General features: G+C 56.0%; 14 protein-coding genes. 10 read left to right on the top strand and 4 right to left on the bottom strand.

Annotated features, from left to right (window positions below; genetic code table 11):
• The first annotated feature begins 570 nt into the window (after positions 1-570).
• From DYE26_RS18405 to DYE26_RS18385, 5 genes are all read left to right on the top strand, one after another.
• The gene (locus DYE26_RS18405; protein WP_036626141.1) at positions 571-2,415 is read left to right on the top strand and encodes a sensor histidine kinase; all 1,845 of its coding nucleotides are present in this window, start codon (positions 571-573) and stop codon (positions 2,413-2,415) included.
• 20 nt (positions 2,416-2,435) lie between these two features.
• Positions 2,436-3,761 carry a response regulator transcription factor gene (locus DYE26_RS18400; protein ID WP_036626138.1) on the top strand — a complete coding sequence of 442 codons (1,326 nt, stop codon included), beginning with the start codon at positions 2,436-2,438 and terminating at the stop codon, positions 3,759-3,761.
• 205 nt (positions 3,762-3,966) lie between these two features.
• Positions 3,967-4,806, top strand: coding sequence for a carbohydrate ABC transporter permease (locus tag DYE26_RS18395; RefSeq protein ID WP_227872941.1), 840 nt, complete (start codon positions 3,967-3,969; stop codon positions 4,804-4,806).
• A 1-nt stretch (position 4,807) separates the two neighbouring features.
• Positions 4,808-5,674 carry a carbohydrate ABC transporter permease gene (locus DYE26_RS18390; protein WP_036626133.1) on the top strand — a complete coding sequence of 289 codons (867 nt, stop codon included), beginning with the start codon at positions 4,808-4,810 and terminating at the stop codon, positions 5,672-5,674.
• 141 nt (positions 5,675-5,815) lie between these two features.
• A complete protein-coding gene (locus tag DYE26_RS18385; protein ID WP_036626131.1) occupies positions 5,816-7,273 on the top strand; it encodes an ABC transporter substrate-binding protein in 1,458 nt (485 codons plus the stop codon).
• 153 nt (positions 7,274-7,426) lie between these two features.
• Here the strand turns inward: DYE26_RS18385 and DYE26_RS18380 are convergent, their stop codons facing one another.
• From DYE26_RS18380 to DYE26_RS18365, 4 genes are all read right to left on the bottom strand, one after another.
• Positions 7,427-8,548, bottom strand: coding sequence for a 5-methyltetrahydropteroyltriglutamate--homocysteine S-methyltransferase (locus tag DYE26_RS18380; RefSeq protein ID WP_036626128.1), 1,122 nt, complete (start codon positions 8,546-8,548; stop codon positions 7,427-7,429).
• A 693-nt stretch (positions 8,549-9,241) separates the two neighbouring features.
• Complete coding sequence (locus tag DYE26_RS18375) at positions 9,242-10,210, bottom strand: bile acid:sodium symporter family protein (protein WP_036628812.1); 969 nt, start codon at positions 10,208-10,210, stop codon at positions 9,242-9,244.
• Positions 10,211-10,735: 525 nt separating this feature from the next.
• Positions 10,736-12,049: a glutamate-1-semialdehyde 2,1-aminomutase gene (locus DYE26_RS18370; RefSeq protein ID WP_036626126.1), complete on the bottom strand. Its 1,314-nt coding sequence runs from the start codon at positions 12,047-12,049 to the stop codon at positions 10,736-10,738.
• Between the two features lie 593 nt (positions 12,050-12,642).
• On the bottom strand, positions 12,643-13,767 hold the full coding sequence (locus tag DYE26_RS18365) for an LCP family protein (protein ID WP_036626123.1): 1,125 nt from the start codon (positions 13,765-13,767) through the stop codon (positions 12,643-12,645).
• A 130-nt stretch (positions 13,768-13,897) separates the two neighbouring features.
• Between DYE26_RS18365 and bcp the strand changes: the two genes are divergently transcribed.
• From bcp to DYE26_RS18340, 5 genes are all read left to right on the top strand, one after another.
• Positions 13,898-14,386 (top strand): thioredoxin-dependent thiol peroxidase, encoded by a 489-nt coding sequence (bcp, locus tag DYE26_RS18360; RefSeq protein ID WP_036626120.1) that lies wholly within the window; start codon positions 13,898-13,900, stop codon positions 14,384-14,386.
• Between the two features lie 700 nt (positions 14,387-15,086).
• Positions 15,087-16,619: a polysaccharide deacetylase family protein gene (locus DYE26_RS18355; protein ID WP_227872937.1), complete on the top strand. Its 1,533-nt coding sequence runs from the start codon at positions 15,087-15,089 to the stop codon at positions 16,617-16,619.
• Between the two features lie 133 nt (positions 16,620-16,752).
• Positions 16,753-17,721 (top strand): AAA family ATPase, encoded by a 969-nt coding sequence (locus tag DYE26_RS18350; protein WP_036626118.1) that lies wholly within the window; start codon positions 16,753-16,755, stop codon positions 17,719-17,721.
• Positions 17,718-19,025, top strand: a complete 1,308-nt coding sequence (locus DYE26_RS18345) for a DUF58 domain-containing protein (protein ID WP_036626116.1) — start codon at positions 17,718-17,720, stop codon at positions 19,023-19,025. The genes DYE26_RS18350 and DYE26_RS18345 overlap by 4 nt, the downstream gene beginning before the upstream one ends.
• A complete protein-coding gene (locus DYE26_RS18340; RefSeq protein WP_051985705.1) occupies positions 19,012-21,396 on the top strand; it encodes a DUF4129 domain-containing transglutaminase family protein in 2,385 nt (794 codons plus the stop codon). Before DYE26_RS18345 ends, DYE26_RS18340 begins: the two co-directional genes overlap by 14 nt.
• The last annotated feature ends 14 nt before the right edge of the window (positions 21,397-21,410 follow it).

Here is a 21,410-nt window from a genome sequence, read left to right as displayed (position 1 = left end):
TCCGCCTTTAATCCGTCCTTTATCAATGCACAGTTGGACTTACCATAATACAAGTTACGAATCACCGAAGCAGCTCTTACCTCCTTAGCAAATTACCATCCGCCCATCGCTCCTGTCGCTTAACAAGTTGTTGTCTGCTGGAGAAATCCAATTATTGATGAATCCGGCTTCAGGGCATCGGGGCGATATTGGAAGACACTTTCCGAATTCTATTGGATAATTTCAACGAGAGTCCAAATTTGTAGCTGGCAAAACGCGGAAAATGCTCTAAACTATGAGCAGTGGCAGTAGACAAGCCATAGTTGCCGCTGAATCAGCGCGAGCTCTGAAAAAAGGTCGACATTGGCCCCGTATCTCTCTTTGAGAAATCCCCTGTTTGAATCTACCGCATGTTCGGAAGAGAATGAACGCGTTGGAGACCCGCGCGCATCCGCGAATCTTGGGAAATGCCACGATATCCGTAGAAATGCGCATACCTTGCGGGTTTTCAAGCTTGCTATAGTTAAATGGGTCGTTCAAAAAGCCGGCTTTTTGGAACTCGTACTTAAAGTGACCGGAGGTGCATGACAGATGAATTCGGGATTCAAGAATCCGTTGACGCAGATCGGTTTGAAGCAGCAGTTAATCCTGGTCTTTCTGGTACTGGTCGTCCCTCTGTTTATTTTGAATTCGTACGGAAATTATCGGGCGGATCAAATTTTGAAACGGAATGTCACCAACGCCTACATCGAGCTGAACAATCAGAATTTCCGGCTGATCAGCCGGGATATCGAATCGATCAACAAGGTGGCGTCGACGGTGTTTCAGCATCCGCTGGTTCAGCAGTTAAATCCGGCCGAGAACATTGCGGTGCCGGAGCGGGTGAAAAACTACGAGAAGCTGGAAAATCTGCTGAACAGTTATTCCGATGAGACCGGCCAGCATGAGCCGCTTTATTATTCGCTGTTCGTGTACGACCCGTCGAACTCGTATTCTTTTGCGCCATATTATCCGGAGTCCAAGAAAGCCGGGGTTTATTTTTTTCTTGAACGGGAGAAGCCGGAATGGTTTGATGAAGCCGTCGCCAAGAAAGGGAACGGCTATTTGCGCTTAATTGAGCATTTATCGCCCCCGGCCCAAGGGCAAAAAAATCAGCGGACCCTTGCCTACGTCCGGGCGATCAACAACATCGACAAGGGCGGAACGATCGGCGTGCTGGTCGTCTCGAACGTGGAGGGACGGATCGGGGAATCGCTGCAAACCGTATCGATTCCGGAAGGCGAGCTCTACTTCACCGATTGGAGCGATCGGATTTTGACGGCGGCGCTGCCGGGGTCAGCCGGAGGACTCGCCTTGCCGCCTTTGCCGCCCGAGGCGGGCCGGGTGCTTGATCTGCCGCCGGAAGCGGCGGTGGAGAACGCGATGATCGGGGCCAAGGATGTCATCACTCGTGATTTTATTTATGTCATCCATTATAACGCCGTGCTTCAGCAGAAGCTGGTCTACAAAGTTCCGCTGAAAGCCCTGCTTCAGCAGCAAAACGAAATCAAGCGGATTATTTTGCTGATCTCGATGGCCTATTTTGCGGTGGGGCTGATCATGATTCTGTACTTTTGGCGAGGGCTGATGACCCCGCTGCAGAAGCTGGTTTATTTTGTGCGCCGATATGAACCGGGCAAATCGGTGCCGGAAACGCCGAAATGGCGGAGGAACGACGAAATCAGCGTGCTCGTCTCCAGCATTTACGGGATGGCGCGCCGTTTGAACGGGCTGGTGCATTACAAATATCAGATGGATATCAAGCAAAAAGAGGCGCAACTGCAAATTTTATACCAGCAGATCAACCCGCATTTGCTGTACAACACGCTGGAAAGCATTTATTGGAAAAGTACGATGGAGGGAGGCACGTCGTCCGCGGAAATGATCAAGGAGCTGTCCAAGCTGATGAAAATCAGCTTAAGCCGCGGCCGGGAGCTGATTACGCTGGAGGAGGAGCTGCAGCACGCTTCCGCCTACATCAAGCTGCAGGAGCACCGGTACGAGTACGGCTTTCGGGTGACCTGGGACATTCCCGCGTCGCTAAATGGGTGCGCGATTCCGAAAATCACGCTCCAGCCGCTGATTGAGAACGCTATCATTCACGGCGTGAAAAATATGGGAGAAGACGGCGAGATCATCGTCCGGGCCAGCCAAAACGGTAACCGGGTGCACATTACCATCGCGGACAACGGCTACAAAGCGGTGGATTTCGCGGCCATCGACCGGTTGCTGAACGGGGAGAATCCCAGCCCGTCCGTCGGCTACGGCATCCGCAACATCCATCAGCGTATCCGGCTGCATTTCGGGGCCGATTACGGCCTGAGCTATGCGGCCCGTCCGGATGGCGGGACCGTTGTGACGATCACGCTGCCCATCGCGGAAATTTCCGGTGAATAACGAAAAGGGGGAATTCAGGCATGTACAACATCTTGGTCGTAGACGATGAACCGCTCATTTGCAAAGGATTGGCCGGGCTATTGACGTCTTCGGGTCTGGCGATCGGCCAAATCATCACCGCCCAGGGCGGTCATGAGGCGTTGGATTACGTCCGGATGGAGGATATCGACCTGATCGTGACGGACATCCGGATGGGCGAGATGGACGGGATCGAGCTGATGCATCAGGCGAAAATTCTCAAGCCGTGGGTGCAGACGATCATCATTTCGGCCCACGAGACGTTTCAGTACGCCCAGATGGCCATCCGGCTCGGGGCCAAGGATTATCTGGTCAAGCCGCTGAACAGCGAGCAGTTTCTCGATTCCGTGCGCAATGCGCTGCTGAAAATGGATAAGCCGGCGCCGCAGATGGAGGAATGGCTGTCACGCGAGCGGGAGCATTTCCGGATGGAGGAGCTGGGACCCGGGAAAACCGAAAAGCTGAACCGCCTATTGACGGAAGCGAACGAACCTGCCGCCGCAAACCCGGACGAGGAAACGGAAGACCTGCGGAAGTTGGGGCTTAGCGGGCCTTATTTTTCCGTGATCAAAATGAAGCTGGCGCTTCCCGGAGAAAAGAACCAGAATGAGCGGGACGTCCGGCTGTTTCAATATGCCGCGCTGAACATCGTCAAGGAGCTGCTGCACGGGGAATGGAATGCCCTGACGTTTTATACGCGGGACCTGGAGATTGCGGTCATCGTACAGTGGAGTGAAGTGGAATATGCCGAGCCCAGCGTCAACAAAATCAACCAGCTCGAAATGATCGGCCGCAGCCTGCATCATCACGTCCATAAATATCTCGGCGTTTTGTGCACCGTCGGGATCAGCCAAATTATGCAAGGCGCCGGTTTTCTTGGCCTGTTAAGCCGTCAGGCGGACAAGGCGATGCTGTGGAGCGGAGAGCACGGCGACTACCATGTGTTTTATTATGGCGATTTCAACTGGCACAATTATGCCCGGGACCCTTCCCGGGAGGAGCTCAACACGCAAAACAACCGGATCGTCGAAAGCGCCAAGGAGTATATCGAGCAAAACTACAGCCAAAAAGGGCTGACGATTCACGAGGTGGCCAAGAAAAACCACGTCAGTCCCAACTATTTAAGCTACCTGTTTAAGAAAAACACCGGGTACAACCTGTGGGAGTACGTCATCAAGCTGCGGATGGAAGAAAGCAAAGCGCTGATTCTGAACACCGATTTGCGCCGGTACGAGATCGCCGAGCGGGTGGGATACGAGTCCCCGGAGCATTTTAGTAAAATTTTCAAAAAATATTTTGGCGTCAGCCCCAGTGAACTGAAGAAGTAAGATCGGTTATAGTTCACATAGTTTTAGACATGTTCGCGGATGGCCCTCTTTTCTACAATAAGGATTAGACATTGCGAAGAAAAGAGGGAGACCGATGGGGGAAACGGCTTATTCGCCGGAAAGCGGAGAGCGGCGGAACGTGAAGCCTGCGCCGGCACCGGGGGTGCAAACCGCTCCGCGGCGGGGTTCGAATTGGAAAAAATACATGATGGGGTATTTGTTCCTCGTACCGGCGATCGCCATTTTTATTGTGTTTTTATGGGTTCCGATCGTTAAAGGGATGATTTATAGCTTTTACCATATCGATTTTGTCAACGGGAATACGTTCGTAGGTTTGGACAACTATATCAAGGTGCTGAACAATCCCGATGTGCTTCTTTCGATCCGGAATACGCTCTACTACATGCTGCTCTGTTTGGTGATCGGGTTCTGGGTGCCGATTGCGGCTTCCATCGCCATTTCGGAGCTGAAATTTTTCCAGGGATTCGCGCGGATTGCGGCCTATCTGCCTTATGTCGTGCCCGGCGTCGTGTTGTACGGGCTGTGGCGCTGGATGTACGACCCGGTGGGGCCGATCAACGCGCTGCTCGGTGTTTTCGGTGCCGATCCGATCGCGTTTGTCTCCGACCCGAAGTGGTCGATGGTTTCGCTGGTGTTCATGGAAACATGGCAGCAATTCGGCTCGGCCATGCTGATCTATTTGGCTGGGGTGCTGAGCATCCCGCGGGACTGGTACGAAGCGGCGGAAATCGACGGCGCCGGCGTCTGGAGCCGGATCAGATACATTACGCTGCCTTCGCTGCGGAATTTGATCGTGCTGATGCTGATCCTGCAGCTGATCGGAACCTCCCAGGCCTACCAGTCGCAACTGGCCATGCTGGACGGCGGGCCCAACAAAGCGACGCTCACCTATGCTCTCTTGACGGTGAAATACGCGTTCACCCAATTGGATTACGGGGCGGGGACGGCGCTCGGCGTGTTGATGTTCCTGGTGTTGGCCGTGCTGGGGATCGCGCAATTCAAGCTGAACAGGGAGGAGTACTAGCATGAAAGAAAGAGGGATTTTGTCGCCGTCCGATCTGCGGAAGCCGTTGAACAAAGCCGTCTATGGATTGATGGTGTTATGCATCGCCGTGATGGTCGTTACGATGCTGTATCCGATCGCCATGACGCTGTTTAACGGGCTCAAAAGCAACCCGGAGGTCAATTCGTTTCCGCCGCGGTTTTTCCCGCAGGAGTGGCATTGGGAAAATTACGCCAGAGGCTGGACGTTTATCGATTTGCCGACTTACCTAAAGAACACGCTGCTGATTTTCGCCGGGAATCTGCTTATGACCGTTTTGGTGCTGGGGTTGGCTGCGTTCAGTATTTCGCGGATCGGCGTGCCTTTTGGCCGGGGAATTTATTTTTTCATTCTGATGACGTTGTTCATCCCGGCTTCGAGCTACATGATTCCGAACTTCGTCAACCTGAAGGAGCTTGGATTGCTGAACTCTTACTGGGCTTTCTGGCTTCCGGCGGGAGCGAGCGCCTACTATTTTCTGCTGATCAAAAACTTCTTCGACGGTATCCACCCGGAAATTTTCGAGGCGGCCCGCATCGACGGGGCTTCGGAATGGACCGGCTTCATCCGGATCGCCGTGCCGCTGTCGGTGCCGATTTTCGCCACGCTGGCGATCTTTATTTTCTCCACCGCCTGGAACGACTGGTTTTGGCCGTCGCTCGTCATGCAGACCGAAGATAAATACACGCTGGCGACAGCCATATACAAGTATGTAGTAGGCGCGCGCAGCCTGGACACCAACGTCAAATTTACGATCCTGTTCATGGCGATGATTCCGCCGATCTTCATCTTCCTGTTCTTCCAAAAATTCATCATGCGCAGCGTTAGCTTGTCCGCGGTGAAAGGATAGCGTTTTCAATGATCGTAGGCCTGCACACGAAAGGAATACGATTGCACATCGAATGCCTCAGAGTTCTCTTTTAAGATGAAGATGTCATTCAAATGCAAGTGAACAACCTCTACAAACAATTTTGCGAAAAGGGGAGTTTCAATGCGAAAGTTTTCAGCAGTTTTGATGTGTCTCGTGCTGTTTGGCTCGTTGCTGGCGGCCTGCGGCGGAGGCGGAGGCAATAAAAATGCGGCGGGCGCCGGAAATGGCGAAGCCGCCGGCCCAAGCGGCAATAGCGGCAGCGATGCCGGGACCGCGGGGGAAGCGGGCGATATTACGCAGCGCAAGGTCACGCTGAAAATCCACTATCCACTGCCGGACGAAACGACGCTGCGCAAGCAGGAGGACGATAAAATCGCCCGCTTTCAGGCGAAATATCCCAACGTGACGATCATCAAGGACGATTGGGCGTATAATGTAAACGAAATTGGCGCAAAAATGGCCTCTAACGAAGCGCCGACGTTTTACAATACCTGGGCGACCGAAGCGCAGCTGCTCGTGGAACGCGGCTGGGTAGCCGATATCACGGAGCTTTGGAACAACTGGGAGTACAAAGACGAGATCAATCCCGTGCTGCAGAACCAGTTTATCGTCGACGGCAAGGTGTACGGCATCACGCAAAATGGCTACGTGACCTCGACGGTCATCAACAAAAAGCTGCTCGATGAAAAAGGCGTGGCGATACCGGCGCTCGACTGGACGTGGGATGACATGTACAACACGGCCAAAGGCGTGGCCGATCCGAAAAAAGGCATCTCCGGCATCGCCCCGATGGGGAAAGGCAACGAAGCGGGCTGGAACTGGACGAATTTCTTGTTTGAAGCCGGCGGCGACATCCAAACGAGCGAAGGCGGGAAGCTGACGGCGGTGTTCAACTCCGAAGCCGGGGTCAAAGCGCTGGACTTCTACAAAAAACTGCGCTGGGAAGCAAACGCGATTCCGCAGGACTGGGCGCTTGGCTGGGGCGATGCGATCAGTTCGTTTAAGCAAGGACGGACGGGGATGGTGATCGCCGGGGCGTTTGACGTGATCCAGGCGGCGCTGAACGAAGGCGGCATGAAGCCGGAGGATGTGATCGCTTATCCGATGCCGGCGGCGGAGAAGGGCGGCAAGCATTACGGAATTTTGGGCGGCAACTACCTCGTCATCAACCCGAACGCGACGAAAGACGAGCAGGAAATGGCCTTCCGCTATATTACGTTTGATTATTTCACGGACGATGCGTTGAAATCGGTGGAGGATACGATCAAAGCCCGCAAGGACGAAGGCAAATACTACATCCCGACGCCGCTCGAATATTTCAGCGACGATTCGGAATACGCCGCAAAAGTCAAAGCTATCTACGACAAATACGACAACGTGTACAAATACGATCCGCAGCTGTTCAGCCTGCTGGAAGGCAAGCCGGAAGCGCAATTCGGCACGCAGGACTACTATGCAACCATGTCCAACGTTGTGCAGGAATCGTTCTCGAAGAAGGACACCGACTCCAAACAGCAGCTTGATATCGCGGCCAAATACGTGCAGGAGAATTTCTTCGACAAAGCTCCGCAGCAGTAAGCGGGCGGGATTGACCTTGTAATAAAAAGCCGTCCCATCGGTCTTAGCTTGAAGGGACTGGCCCTTGTCTGTGAAGACAGGGGCGGTCCTGAAAGACCGGGGACGGCTTTTTTAATTTAGATGGCCCGCCAAAAGACGGTGCGGATGATGATGTTACTTCCACACGTCGGCGGCGATTTCCACGACGTGGCGCAGCTTGGCCCACTGCTGTTCCTCGGCGACCAGGTTGCCTTCCTCGGTGGAAGCAAAGCCGCACTGCGGGCTGAGGCACAACTGTTCGAGGCCCGCGTAGCGGGAGGCTTCGTCAATGCGGCGCTTGATCGTGTCCGGATTTTCGAGCTCGCCGAATTTGGAGGTGATCAGGCCCAGCACAACCTGTAAATCCGGTCTATTGACATAACGCAGCGGTTCGAATCCGCCGGAGCGTTCGTCGTCGAATTCCAGGAACAATCCGTCCAGGTTCAGGCCGCCGAAAATCGTTTCCGCCGCCGCGTCGTAACCGCCGGAGGACGTCCAGGTGGAGCGGAAATTGCCGCGGCAGATGTGCATGGTGATCGCCATGTCCGCCGGGCGGCCTGCGATCGCTTCGTTGACCATTTTGGCCGACAGCTCCAGCATTGCTTCCGGATCTTTGCCTTCCGCGCGCAGCTTGTCCCGGGACTCCTCGGTGAAGAAGGCGGCCCAAGAGGTATCGTCCAGTTGCAGGTAACGGCAGCCCGCGTCGTAGAAAGCGCGGATCGCTTTTTTGTAGGCCTCGGCCAGATCATGGAAAAAGACTTCTTTATCCTCGTAAAGCGGCGTTTCGATTTTACCCCGGTAATAGAGCATGTTAGGGCTCGGAATGGTCATTTTCGCCGTATGCGAACCGGCCAGGCCGTGCAGGAATTTGTAGTCTTCCAGCATCGGGTGGTTGCTGAAATCGACTTTGCCAGTCACTTTGATGCTGTGCGCTTTCGTTTGCACCCCGTGGAACTGAATGCCGTTTTCCGGTTCATAACCTTCCACGCCGTCGAGATTTTCGAGAAAATCAAAATGCCACCACGCCCGGCGGAATTCGCCGTCGGTGACGGCCTGCAGGCCGATTTCCTTCTGCTTGTCCACGATGCGCCGGATCTCTTCGTTTTCGATTTCCCGCAGCTGCTCGGCCGAAATGCTGCCGGCTGCGCGCTGCTCGCGGGCTGTTTTGATCGCTGTGGTCCGAAGCAGGCTGCCGACCTGATCGGCCCGAAACGGAGGAATGCTGCGTTTAAGGGATTTTGCTGCGGATTGATTCAAAGTACTCCCATCCTTTATCTAAGATTTCGCTGTTTTTTTGCCCGAAGGCCGTGTACAGTGCCCTTTATTAGTTTCTTGTTGAACTATTGAGAGGGCGGGTGAATGCATCAACTTATATAGTTTGTATTCTATTATACGGAAAAGCGCTGATGAAGAACAGCAGCAAAGCAGAAGAAAGTAACTGGCAAGGTCGCTGGCGTTGCATTAACTTTTGCTCAAGGTTTCTTTATAAGCGTTGGCTTTCGAATCGATACTGTCCGCTCGCCGGAAATCTAACGGTTGCAGCAGTGGTTATTTGCCGAAAAAAGGCCTTTTCTAAATTCTAACGGTTGCGAACGCCGTTATTAGCCTGGATCCGAGCAAAAATTACCGGTTTCAATGAAATAAGCTCCATGGCAACCGTTAGAATACTGATGTGTCCAGAAAATGTATTTTGCCAGATTTAAATGCAACGCTAGTGTGGCAAGGTTCGGAAGAGAACGGAATGAGACGGAAGGGGACGGAATGAGAGCCGGGAAACGGGAAGGGCAGAAACACTGGAGGGCCGATAAACCGGAAGTCTGACATTCCGTGAGAAGGAAAAGCTGTGGGACGAAAAACGGATTAGCAAAAAAACGCAGGGCCGGCGTGAACTTCTTATGCAGCAGAGTTTAGGCGGATTCTGCAGTTGTACAGATTGCGGAAGGCCCAGCGTCAGGCAGCGGAGGCTGTGTCGGTCCGCTCCTGCGTACGGGATTGACGGCCGAGCACATAGCCGACCAGAGAGGCCATCATCTGCTGGAACACCATGCCAAGCACGACCGGAACGGCAACCGGGGCCGGGAAATAGGTGACGGCCAACACCGCGCCGGCGCTGATGTTGCGCATGCCGCCGTTGAAGACGAGCGCAACCTTGTCGGCTTCGTTCAAGCGCATCGCCCCCGAAAAGCCAAAGCCCAGCAGGTAGCCGATCGTGGCAAGCAAAACGATAATGGCCGCAAGACCCAACAGCCGCAAGCTGAAATTCATCAAATAAGGGGCGACGACCGCGCCGTTGATCGCCACGACGATAGCCATGGCCAGCTTGGAAAACGGGTTCAGCCACGGGCTCCAAGCCGCGATGACCGCCCCTTTGCTCCACTGGTTCAGCAGCATGCCGAGCAGCGAGGGGACGACGATCATCCAGAACAGGCTGCCCATCATCGCGGCGGCGTCGAGATGGACGTTCGTGCCGACCAGCAGCGACAGGATGCCGGGAACGACGAAAGGCGCCAGAATCGTGTCGATCAGGATAATCGACAAGGTAAGGGCGATGTTGCCCTTGTAGATGCCGACCCATACGAAGCTGCTGACTCCGGTCGGAATGGCGGCGGCGAGAATAAATCCGGTAATCGTGTAAAAATCCCCGGGGAACGCGAGATGCCCCAAGCCCATGGCGATCAAAGGCATCGCCAAATGGAGGATGAACAGGCAGAGGATCAAGGGGAGGGGCTTTTTGAGCACATTCAAAAAGTCCCTGAAGCTCAGGCTGATGCTCCCGGCAAAGGTCATAAAAGCGAACAGCCACGGGGACAAGTACGTATAAGCGGCCAAGCTGCCGCCGCACAACACCCCGATCAAGATACTGGTCGGGGTAATCAAAGGCATCATCCGGTTCAGTTGTCGGTTTACGGTTTGCAGCATTTCCAGCAACATCCTTTATACTTCTGCTTCTTCTAGTATAGACCCGCCCTGAGAGAATCGTAAATGGGACAGCGCCCGTCATTTGTGACCGCCCGGTGAAAACCAAACCGAAAAAAGGAAACAAAAGGGCGCTCAACCTAGAAATCGGTGTTTGACAGCCGGCTATTGGATCGGCCAACCGTCGTCGTCACGTCGTCAACGGAACCGTCAAAATAGCGGCACTTTAGGTACCTATTATCCGAAACCTAACTTGTTCATCCCCTTTAGCGGCATTTTATGTACTTATTTTCCTGTGAACGGTCCAGAACGCCGGCATTTCCTTGCGACCGGGGAAAATAGCGACATAAATCGCCTCTATTTCTCTCGAATGAACGGATAGCGCTGGAATAGGGACATTTTTTGCCTCTATATTTTCCCCGGAGTTTCTTGGATAACCTGATTTTTATGCCTGATTGCGCTGCCAAGCGCCTTTTTTGGTTTTGAGCCACAAAAAGGCGCGGTTTTTACGCCGAAAGCGCGATTCTTTTACTTGCCGGCGATTTCCTTAAACGCCGCTTCGGCGGCTTCGAGCGTAAAATCGATGTCGCTTTCCGTATGCGCGGTCGTCAGGAACCAGGCTTCGAATTTCGACGGCGCGAGATTGACGCCGCGGTTTAGCATCGCCCGGAAAAAAGCGGCGAACGCTTCGCTGTCGGTGTCCTGGGCCTCGTCATAATTGGTGACGGGGTGATCGCAGAAGTGCGTCGAAAACGATCCGCGGATGCGGTTGATCGTCAGCGGCACCCCGTGCCGGCGGGCCGAGCCGGCCAGGCCGTCCGTCAGCTTCGCGGCGAGGCGGTCCATCTCTGCGTAGACGCCGGCCCCCTGCAGCACCTCCAGGCAGGCGATGCCCGCGGAGATGGAGGCCGGGTTGCCGGCCATCGTCCCGGCCTGATAGGCCGGACCGAGCGGCGCCACCTGCTCCATGATCTCCTTGCTGCCGCCGTACGCGCCGATCGGCAGGCCGCCGCCGATGATTTTGCCGAGCGCGGTCAGGTCCGGCCGGATCGCCTCGTGGTTCTCAAGCCCGGCGTAAGTTTGCGCCGAGCCGTAATGGAAGCGGAAGGCCGTAATGACCTCGTCGTAAATGACGAGGGCGCCGTACTGCCGCGCTAGCCGGCAGAGGTCTTCCAGGAAGCCGGGCTTCGGCATCACCATGCCGAAATTGCCGACGATCGGCTCGACCATGACCGCGGCAACGTCGTCGCCCCACCGGTCCAGCGCATCCTTCAGCGCCGCCGCATCGTTAAACGGCACGGTGATCACCTCGTGCGCGATGCTCGTCGGAATGCCGGCGCTGTCGGGAATGCCGAGCGTGGACGGGCCGGAGCCTGCCGCGACCAGCACGAGATCGGAATGGCCGTGGTAGCAGCCGGCGAATTTGATGATTTTGTTGCGCTTCGTATAGGCGCGGGCGACGCGGATCGTCGTCATGACGGCTTCCGTGCCGGAGTTGACGAAGCGGACCTTGTCCATCGAAGGGATCGCTTCTTTCAGCATTTTGGCAAGCCGGATTTCCAGCTCGGTAGGCGTGCCGTAAAGCGTCCCGTTCGCCGCCGCCTCCTGAATGGCCCGCGTCACATGCGGATGGGCGTGTCCGGTAATGATCGGCCCGTAGGCGGCCAAATAATCGACGTAGCGGTTGCCGTCCACGTCCCAAAAATACGCGCCTTCGGCTTTTTTCATAAAAACGGGCGCCCCGCCGCCCACCGCTTTAAAAGACCGGGAGGGGCTGTTGACGCCGCCGACGATATGTTTGAGCGCTTCCTCATATAGATGTTCGGATTGCGATCGGTTCATAAAGCAAAACTTCCTTTCGAAGATAATTTTTGGCTCTGAGGTGGCTGTCTATAGCTTTTCGTGCCTTGGTATCCCTGCATGCTGCTTTGCACAATTATCCCTCTTGTTCAGGGGGTAGAGGGTGGGGGCTGTTCTCGGCACTTTCATTTTTTTCGGTGTTTTGCCCCATTCCTCCTGTCAGGTCTGCTTCACTTCTCCCTAAACCTCCTTCTCACAAACCTGTCTGACGATCTCGAACTAACGATCTCGAACTAACGATCTCAAACATGTCTACTTCTCCCAAACCTATTTTCTTCTCTAAATTTATCTTCCTCTGAGCTTCCGGATCAAACGGGATAATCGTGCAAAGCGTCCGGACAGCGGATGTTGATCTGCCGCCCCCCCACCGGCCTTCCCTGTAAAGCGCTGATTATTAGGTTGAGCCTAATTTTGTTCAAAAAAATTTGAAAAACCCCGGAGCCGCGTCCCTGAAACAACTCAGTTTCGCAGAATCCGGGGGTTCCGGGAGGATCGCATCCGGCGGAGCCTTGATCCTCTGGCTCCCGCCGGATGTGTTTCGGCGCGTGATCCTCGGCTTAAGTTTAAGCTTAAGCCTAAGACGCCGGCTTTACCGCCGCCGTTCCGCCGCCGTCAGCGCTGCTCCCCGTTCTGTTTCCGGCGCTTGTATTGCCGCTATTTCCGGCGTTGCTTTTATCGCTGCCGCTATCGGAGCCGCCGCTGTCCTCCGTGGAATTTTGACTGCCGTCCTCCGGTTTGGATTCTTCCGCCTTGTTGAACACATCCTGAACGTACTGCTTCAGTTCGTCTTCGCTGCGAATGCCCAGTACGTCCGATCCGCCGACGGTTTCTTCCTTCAATAACTCCATCGGGGGAATCTGTTCGCTTGCTGCCAGCTGGCTGTCGTAGCCGACGGTGGCCAGCTTCCACATATCCTGCACTGACAGGTTCGTGTCGATATAAGGATTCACTTTCTCCAAAATCGAAGGCAGCATCATGATCGAAGTCGTCGACTTCAGCTTATCCGCGACGGCTTTCAGGAAGTTGCGCTGCCGCTCCGTCCGGGTATAGTCGGACATGGCGTCATGGCGGAAGCGCACGTATTGCAGCGCCGTTTTGCCGTCCAGATGCTGTTGGCCTTTTTTCAGATCGATGTCGTATTCATGGTTATCCGCTTTACTGGTGTAACGCATGTCTTTTTCCACGTAAAAATCGACGCCGCCGACCGCGTCCACCAGCTCGATAAAGCCTTGGAAATCGGTGTAAACATAATACTGGATCGGGATGCCGAGCAAATCGGACACCGCCTTCATCGCCGTATTGGGGCCGTGGGTGATCGCCGTATTAATCCGTTCCTTGCCGTAGTCCGGAATATTCGTATAGGTATCGCGCAAAATAGAGAAGAGATAGGCCTTTTTGGTGACAGGATCCAGGGAAGCGACCAGCATCGTGTCGGAGCGGGGGATCTCCCCTTTTTTCAGGCCGCGGGCATCCACGCCCATCAGCAGAATATTGACCCGTTCCGTTCCTTCCCATTTCGGAGGCTCCTCGGCTTTGGTTTCGGTAGGCTGAACATTATAGAAAGGGGAGTCTTCTCCTTCTTTCTTAAAATTGTCCACCTGATTATATATCGCGATAAAATAATAGGCCACGAATGCGGCGATTGCGACCACGACTCCGATCACCGACCAGAGGATCGCGCGTTTTGTGCGTTTCGTCATTATGTTCGTTCCTTTCAGAAAAAACGATAAGTTCGAATTTCATATATAGATATCCTAATAACATTACATTATAATTTTTTTTACAAATACAATCAATTTTAGGTTTAGGAGCTTTAAGGAGGATACGCATATGACGGAGCATCAACTGGAGGCGGGCAAGCCCGTTCCGGATTTCCGGCTTCCCGCGAGCGGGGGAGAAGAGGTATCGCTGAAGCAGTTTCGCGGACGCAAGGTCGTCCTTTATTTTTATCCAAAAGATTCCACGCCGGCCTGCACCCAGGAAGCCTGCGATTTTCGCGATCTCGGCGCGTTGTTTGCCGAATACGGTACGGCCGTGCTGGGGATCAGCGGGGATTCGGTTAAGTCGCACGACCGCTTTAGCCAAAAGCAGGGAATCACCTTTCCGCTGCTCGCGGACGAGGATCATGAAGTTTGCCGGCAGTACGGCGTTTGGCAGCTCAAAAAAATGTACGGCCGCGAATTCGAAGGTATCGTCCGTTCCACTTTTTTGATCGATGAAGAAGGGAAGCTGCTGAAGGCTTGGCGCGGCATCAGGGTCAAAGGCCATGCCGACGAGGTGCTGGAGGCCGTTAAAGAGGCGGCCGGTGGGCGGGGATGATGATAAACTTCTTGAATGGGAAAAACGCCGCTTGATTGGATTTTTCCAATCAAAACTGCCGCCCCGCCTAAGGCTCAGGTCACCTTCCCGATGGGGGACCATCAAAAAACCGCCATTTCCCCGGCGGTTTTTTCTTTTTGTAACGGACTCAGAAGCCTTTATTTACAGTAATTCTTTAAAAACTTGCCTTGTGGAGCCGAATAGCGGCATCTGCGTCCTTTAGAATGGGAAATACTCGGGAAATCCACTGGCGTTGCATTAACGCCCACACAAAATCTCTGGTACACCTTGCCCGCAATTCCATTTGAGATCACGCCAAAAATCTAACGGTTGTATTAGTGGCTATTTTGCCAAAAAAGACCCTTTCTAAATTTTAACGGTTGTGAGCGCGGTTATCTGCTCAAATCTGAGCCAAAATCGCCGGGTTTTAGCTAAATAAGCGCTATGGCAACCGTTAGAATTTGAAAACGGCGATATTGGAGCAAATAGCGGCTGTGGCAACCGTTAGAATGTGGTGGCGAGAAATTGTAGGTCGGATTTAATGCAACGCTAGTGGGCGGGAAAGGAGCAAAAAAGGTCATTACGGTTCATTACGGTCCGTTGCAAGTCTATTTCCGTTTCTAGCTTCATACAATCTACCAGAAAGCCAAACGATTCATATAATTTCATTTTACTTATAGCGGCGGAGGTAGAAAAAACGATGAACAAAAAATGGAAATCCGGTCTAATGGTCATTCGTACGGTATTGCTTTTAACGGCGCTGGTTTGGGTCGTTAGTGTCCCGCTTGGCGCCGAGCCGCAGGGGTGGCCGGAAATCGCGGCGCATGCGCTGGCCCAGCCGCCGGCAGATGCGTCGGCAACAAATAAGGGCACGGCAAAAGCGGGGGAACATACCGGGGAAAAAGAGACGGGGGCGCTGGGAGCGAATGCTGTGCCGCTTGCGGCGGCGGCCGAACAAGTCGCGGCGAACGAGGCGGCTCCCGAACGGCTGGAGGGAGGGGCAGCAACTGCTGCGTGGACTGTCATGGCGGCGGGGGGAACGGCAGCCGCAGCGGCATCGGAAACGCCGGCGCAGGCTGCAGCAAATGAGACGGCCAAGGCCAAACCGGCGGACGGTAAAGCGACTGTTAAAGCCGCTGATAAAGCCGCCAATAAGGCCAACGATAATACCGACGGCAAAGTGGTGTATCTTACCTTTGACGACGGGCCTAGTTCGCTTACGGATGAAGTGCTGGCTATTTTGAAAAAAGAGGACGTTCCGGGAACTTTCTTTGTGCTTGGCGAGCAGGCGAAACGCTACCCCGAGATGATCCGGCGGATCGAGGATGCCGGGCATAAGCTCGGCAACCATACCTATAACCATGAATACAAGGAGCTTTACGACAGCTTCGGCCATTTTTGGAAGCAGGTCAAAGCCACCGAAGAGGTGCTGCGCGGAATCACCGGTAAACGCACGCCGCTGGTGCGCGCTCCGGGCGGGACGTACGGCCATTTTGACGAAACGTATTTCAACCTCCTTGAGCTCGGGGGCTATAAGGTATTCGACTGGAACGTGGACAGCGGGGATTCCAAAAGGAAGGGAGTTCCGGCTTCTGAAATCATAGACAACGTCGTATCGGCGAACCGGCAAAACGAGGTCATTGTGCTCATGCACGATGGCGCGGGACATGGGGAATCCGTCAAGGCGCTGCCGAAAATCATTCAATATTATAAGAAGCAGGGGTACGAGTTTCGTGCGATTTCCCCCGATCAGCCGCCTGTGCAATTTCATCTTGATCCTTCCATGAAAAAGAAACATAGAACCATCCCGTCCGATGCCTGGGTGAAAGCCAATGTTGTGCCCAACGCCGCTTTGTTCGGTCCGGATTTGCCGTTAACGGTAGAAGCGGGAGGCGTGCAAACCCGGCTGGACAGCGGGGAGTACCGGCTGCAGGATGGGCAATATATTGTCCCGCTGCGGACAACGATGGAACGGCTTGGGGCCAAAGTCCATTGGGACGGGGACAACCAACGCGCCGTCGTCGTATGGGGGAATGCGAAAGCGACCTTCGATCCGAACACCGGAACGGCGACCTCGGAGCTTACAGGAAAACTCCAGGTCAAATATGACCTGATTTTCGAACGCAAAAACGAATCGTTATGGGTGCCGCTGCGGATTCTTATGGAAGCGGCGGGTCATCCGATCGCTTCGCTCACGTTGCGCGAGGATGAACGCCGGGTGACCGCACTGTAACCGGCACGGCTTGACCGGGACAGGACTGTTTTGCCCGTATCTCTCATTCACGTCTATTTCCGCTAGTTTCTGGGGAAACTGGTAGATAGATTGGCTGGAAGTTTTCCGCCTGCCTAGAAACGGAGGAGATACGATGAATCAGGAACAGGTACATGATCTGCTGCAGCGGCTGGTCAGCCGGGTGGATCGTGTCATTGTCGGAAAAAAAAGGGAAATCGAGCTGGCGGTTGTCGCCATGCTGTACGGAGGCCATATTTTGCTGGAGGATGTTCCCGGCGTCGGCAAAACGATGCTGGTGCGGACGCTGGCGGCTTGCCTCGGCGGGTCGTTTGGCCGCATCCAGTTCACGTCCGATTTGATGCCTTCCGATGTTACCGGAGTCACGGTTTATCATGCGCAAAGCGGACAGTTTGAATTTCGGCCCGGCCCGGTATTTTCCCATATCGTGCTGGCCGACGAAATCAACCGTGCGGCTCCAAGAACGCAGTCGGCTTTGCTGGAGGCGATGGAGGAGCGGAAGGTGACCGTGGACGGAGTCACCCGGGCTTTGCCGAAACCTTTTTTGCTGCTGGCCACGCAAAATCCGCTGGAATACGAGGGGACCTACCGCCTGCCTGAGGCACAGCTGGACCGCTTTTTGATGCGGCTGACTTTGGGGTACCCGAATCCGGAGCAGGAGCTTGAGATGCTTGGCCGGCTGCAGGAGCAGCATCCCCTCGCCGAGCTGAAGCCGGTGCTGCTGCCCGACGAAATCGCCGCGATGCAGCGGCAGGTGCGGGGCGTATTGGTGGATGATGTCGTCAAACGTTATATGGTCAGCCTGGCGGACGCGTCGCGCCGTCACCCGCAAGTTTCCCTCGGCATCAGCCCGCGCGGCACGCTGGCCTGGATGGGGGCTTCGCAGGCGATGGCTTATTTCAAGGGCCGCTCGTTTGTTACGCCCGATGATGTCAAAGCGGTTGCGGAAGCGGTGCTGGTTCACCGGATCGTGTTGAAAACCGAAGCCAAAATCGCCGGAATCAGCGGCGAAAGGGTGCTTAGGGAATTGCTCGCCAAAGTGGACGTGCCGATTTTTGCAAGGGTCTCAGGTGTGCCGTCATGAGAAGCGGGATTTGGAGATGGGCGGCGGCCCTGACGGCAACGGGGCTGCTCACGGCATGGTATTTATGGCGCGGAGGCGCGTCTTCTTTCTTTTTGGCGCTGCTGCCTTGGTTCGTAATGCTGCAAGGCGCGTTGGCATTATGGTGCGGTCCGAAGCGGATGAAAGTGGTGCGGTCCTGGGAGCCGGACCGTCCGGCGGACGGGGATGGGCTCGCCATGAAATTGACCGTGACTTGTCTAAGCGGATTGCCGCCGCTGTGGCTGCATGTGGAAGATGAGCTGGCAGCAGAAGTTTCGCTGGTACGTAACAGCGGCAGAGCAGGCAAATTGTATTTCTCCGGGTTTAGCAGGGTTTACAGCGGGACTTATCATATGGAAGAAATCAACCGGGGGATTTACGAAAACATTGCAGTAAGGCTGACGTGGGGCGATGCGCTCGGCTGGTTTAAGCGCAGCTTGCGGGTGGAAACGGAAGACATTTTGATCGTCCCCCCGCGGCCGTTAAGTTCCTATCCTTCGCAAACGCCCGAGGCGTACGGCGATCATGAAAGCGGCGGCGGCCCGTACCGCCAGCAGGCGGCAGCGCCGTCCGCGCCCGGCCGCCTGAGGCCGTACATGACCGGGGATCCGCTGCGCCGCATTCACTGGAAACATTCAGCGAAGACGGGAACGCTGCTGACTCGTATTCCGGAGGAGCAGGGGAACGTGCCGCGTTATTTGCTGCTGGGAACGGATGAAGCGGATTACGCCGTGCCGCGAGACCAGGTTGACGGTCAGCGGCGCTCCGCCGGCAAGGAACGGTCCGCTGCTGCACCGGCGGCCTGGGCCGCGGAGGCTGATCGTTTTGAGCTGGCGGTATCCGCCGCCGCGTCCTGGCTGCAGCGGGAAGCCCGGTACGGGAAACCGGGGGAACTGCTGCTTAGCCATGGCGGCATGGATGGTATCGCCGCGTTATCCGGGTATGAAGGACTAGCCCACGGTATGGAACTGCTGGCCGGGGTTGATCTCGGCAAAGGGATGTCCGCGGAGGCGGTGCTTGAGCGGGACTGGCCGGAGTTGTCCGCGCAGGGACGGTCTGTCACGGTCATTACCGGACAGCTCAGACCCGGTTTGACGGAAGCAGCTTTGCGGCTAGCGGAAGCGGGGGTCTCCGCCGAGCTGTGGTGCGCGTGCCCGCCGGCCGGGGCGGAGCTTGATGGCGCGCTCGCCTCCCGCCTGCGGCAACATGGCGTAGCCGTTTTTGGCCTGACGCCCCGGCATCTTGGACTCCCGCGAAAGGAGGGAGCGGAACATGCCAGCGCCTAGTTCAAAGGAAGAAGCGGCAGCCTTGGCCGTCGCCCCTGCGGAGGGAGGGATTTCGCGTCCGGAGGCATCTTTCGGAGCCGTCCCCAAAGACGATGCCCCGGCCTTCGGACTGCGGCTCGTTTTATCGGCGTTTTTGTTCGGACTGTTTGGGGAATGGCTGTATCCGCTGTACGCTTTTGTCGCCAATGACCAAGCGGACACGGTTACGCTTTTTTTCGTGCTGACGGGACTGCTGTTATGCGCCGGATGTTTGCGTTTGCCGTCTTTTTTATATGCCATGATCCCTTCGCTTCTGGTCGTCTGTTCTTTATTTTATCTCCATGGGCAGGCGGATGGATGGATCTGGTTTATCGACTTGGGAAAACAGTTTGGCGCCGATTTGGCCGAATTTATGCAAGCCGGACGGCTGAGCGGCGTCAGCATGGAATTCCGCACATTGCTGCTGCTGATCGGCTGGACGCTGCTGGTCGTGTCCGTGCAAATGCTGACGCTCGGCAGACAAAACATTCTGCTGTTCCTGGCGGTGACGCTGCTTTACTTGATCGTACTGGAGACAGCCGGGGGCGTCGAACTGTACTTGGGACTGATTCGAACCGCGGTGCTCGGCCTGATTTTGCAGGCATTGGTGTTCGGCAAGCGGGGGCCGGGTTGCGCCTTCGGCCGGGGAGGCCTGCTCGGCTCGGGGATTGTCTTGGTTTGCGTAGCCGGTGCCGCGCTGTTGAGCTCGCAGCTTCCGGTGCAGCCGATCCGCCCGGTATCCTGGCAGCAGATTGCCCGGAGTTTGTCCGAGTGGAGCGGCGCCGAGCTGACTGCAGCGCAGGAAACGGCGGCGGTCTTTAGCGTTTCCGGGTACAGCCGCAGCGACGCCGAGCTGGGGGCTCCTTTGCAGCTTCGGCACGATGTGTATTTCACGGCGCTGTCGCCGCGGAATACGTATTGGCGCGGGGAAAGCAAAAGCGTCTACACGGGACGGGGCTGGATTCAGCCTGCTGCGGGGGATGGCGCGAAAAGTGCGGAGACGCGGGAAACGAAGAACGCCGCGGCCTCCGCAGCGCCGGCCTTCGGGCCTGCCAATCCCGGCACCGCCCCGGTCGCGGAAGAAATCCGCCAGACGGTGATGTTTAAAGAACCGCTGACCGGGCGGGTAGCGCTTCTTTCCGGCGGCATTCCCGTACGTTCCGGATTTGTTTTTGGCGGCGAACAAACTCCCCGGGTTCAGGTGGAGCCCCGTTTCGACCGGCTCGCCGATGCACTGGTGATCGATTACGCTGCCGCGGCCGAGCAAATCTACGGCTACGAAGTGACCGCGCTGCTGCAAACGCACCCGGGCTCCGCCTTGCGAGACGATCACGGCCCCGACGAAGAGGGCATCGCCGACCGTTATCTGCAGCTTCCCGATTCCTTACCGGAACGGGTGCGGAATTTGGGAAAAGAGCTCGCAGCCGGAACAAGCAGCCGCTATGATGCGGCTTTGGCCGTGCAGAGCTATTTGAAGAAGAACTATGCCTACAACCTGGATACCCGGCGCCCGCCGGCGGACGCCGACTTTGTCGACCGTTTCTTGTTCGAGGACAAAATCGGCTACTGCGACCATTTTTCCAGCGCAATGGTGGTGCTGCTCCGCAGCGGCGGCGTTCCGGCGAGATGGGTGAAGGGCTTTGCGCCGGGCGAACCCGAAGCGGCAGGCCGCGCTGGCCAGGACGAGACGATGCGGCGGATTACCGTGACTTACGCGGACGCCCATGCCTGGGTCGAGGTTTATTTTCCGCAGGCCGGCTGGGTGCCTTTTGATCCGACGCCCGGATTCGGCGAGGCGCTTGCGGCAGGCGCAGGCAGCCCCGGCGGCGCGGCCGGCGGGAACACCGGCACGAGGCTCCTCGAATGGCTGAACCAGGCGGCGGCCAGCGTGCAAAAGCTGGCCGCCGAATGGACAGCGGCCGCTGCCGAAATCGCCGCCGGCTGGCGGGAAAAGCTGCAGCCTGTGCCGAATCTATTCGTTTGGACGGCCTCGCTGCTAGGCGCCGGCTTTGCGGTTTTAATCGCCCGGGAGATCGCTTGGCGTGGAAATCGGCTGCAGCTGTGGCTGTACCTGCGCCGGCCGCGCCGCAGCTTCCCGGGACGAAGCGAATTGCTGACGGCCGCCGACCGGGTGTGGCGGGAGCTTGGCCAGTGTTACGGGCCCAAACCGCCGGCGATGACGGCCAGGGAATATTTGTGGTCCGCTCTACAGGGCAGACCGGGCTTAACCGGCGCGGCAGAAGAGTTTGTGGCGATTTGGGAGAACCTCTATTACGGAGGGCGGCAGCCTGAGCGCAGGGAAAGCATGAAGTTTCTGAAGCATTGCCGGAATTTGGCCTTTCGGCGCCGCTGATTCCCAGCCCTGGC

Source organism: Paenibacillus macerans, from assembly GCF_900454495.1.
GTDB classification, from domain to species: Bacteria; Bacillota; Bacilli; order Paenibacillales; family Paenibacillaceae; genus Fontibacillus; species Fontibacillus macerans.
Note: the sequence above shows the minus strand (reverse complement) of the source record. Positions and strands in the feature narration are given on the sequence as shown.

Bases quoted from the DNA above. Each gene is read 5' to 3' on its own strand.
- DYE26_RS18375 (WP_036628812.1), bottom strand. From the start codon at position 10,210: ATGCTGCAAACCGTAAACCGACAACTGAACCGGATGATGCCTTTGATT.
- DYE26_RS18365 (WP_036626123.1), bottom strand. From the start codon at position 13,767: ATGACGAAACGCACAAAACGCGCGATCCTCTGGTCGGTGATCGGAGTC.
- DYE26_RS18390 (WP_036626133.1), top strand. From the start codon at position 4,808: ATGAAAGAAAGAGGGATTTTGTCGCCGTCCGATCTGCGGAAGCCGTTG.
- DYE26_RS18370 (WP_036626126.1), bottom strand. From the start codon at position 12,049: ATGAACCGATCGCAATCCGAACATCTATATGAGGAAGCGCTCAAACAT.
- DYE26_RS18355 (WP_227872937.1), top strand. From the start codon at position 15,087: ATGAACAAAAAATGGAAATCCGGTCTAATGGTCATTCGTACGGTATTG.
- DYE26_RS18345 (WP_036626116.1), top strand. From the start codon at position 17,718: ATGAGAAGCGGGATTTGGAGATGGGCGGCGGCCCTGACGGCAACGGGG.
- DYE26_RS18395 (WP_227872941.1), top strand. From the start codon at position 3,967: ATGATGGGGTATTTGTTCCTCGTACCGGCGATCGCCATTTTTATTGTG.
- DYE26_RS18385 (WP_036626131.1), top strand. From the start codon at position 5,816: ATGCGAAAGTTTTCAGCAGTTTTGATGTGTCTCGTGCTGTTTGGCTCG.
- DYE26_RS18400 (WP_036626138.1), top strand. From the start codon at position 2,436: ATGTACAACATCTTGGTCGTAGACGATGAACCGCTCATTTGCAAAGGA.
- DYE26_RS18340 (WP_051985705.1), top strand. From the start codon at position 19,012: ATGCCAGCGCCTAGTTCAAAGGAAGAAGCGGCAGCCTTGGCCGTCGCC.
- bcp (WP_036626120.1), top strand. From the start codon at position 13,898: ATGACGGAGCATCAACTGGAGGCGGGCAAGCCCGTTCCGGATTTCCGG.
- DYE26_RS18405 (WP_036626141.1), top strand. From the start codon at position 571: ATGAATTCGGGATTCAAGAATCCGTTGACGCAGATCGGTTTGAAGCAG.
- DYE26_RS18350 (WP_036626118.1), top strand. From the start codon at position 16,753: ATGAATCAGGAACAGGTACATGATCTGCTGCAGCGGCTGGTCAGCCGG.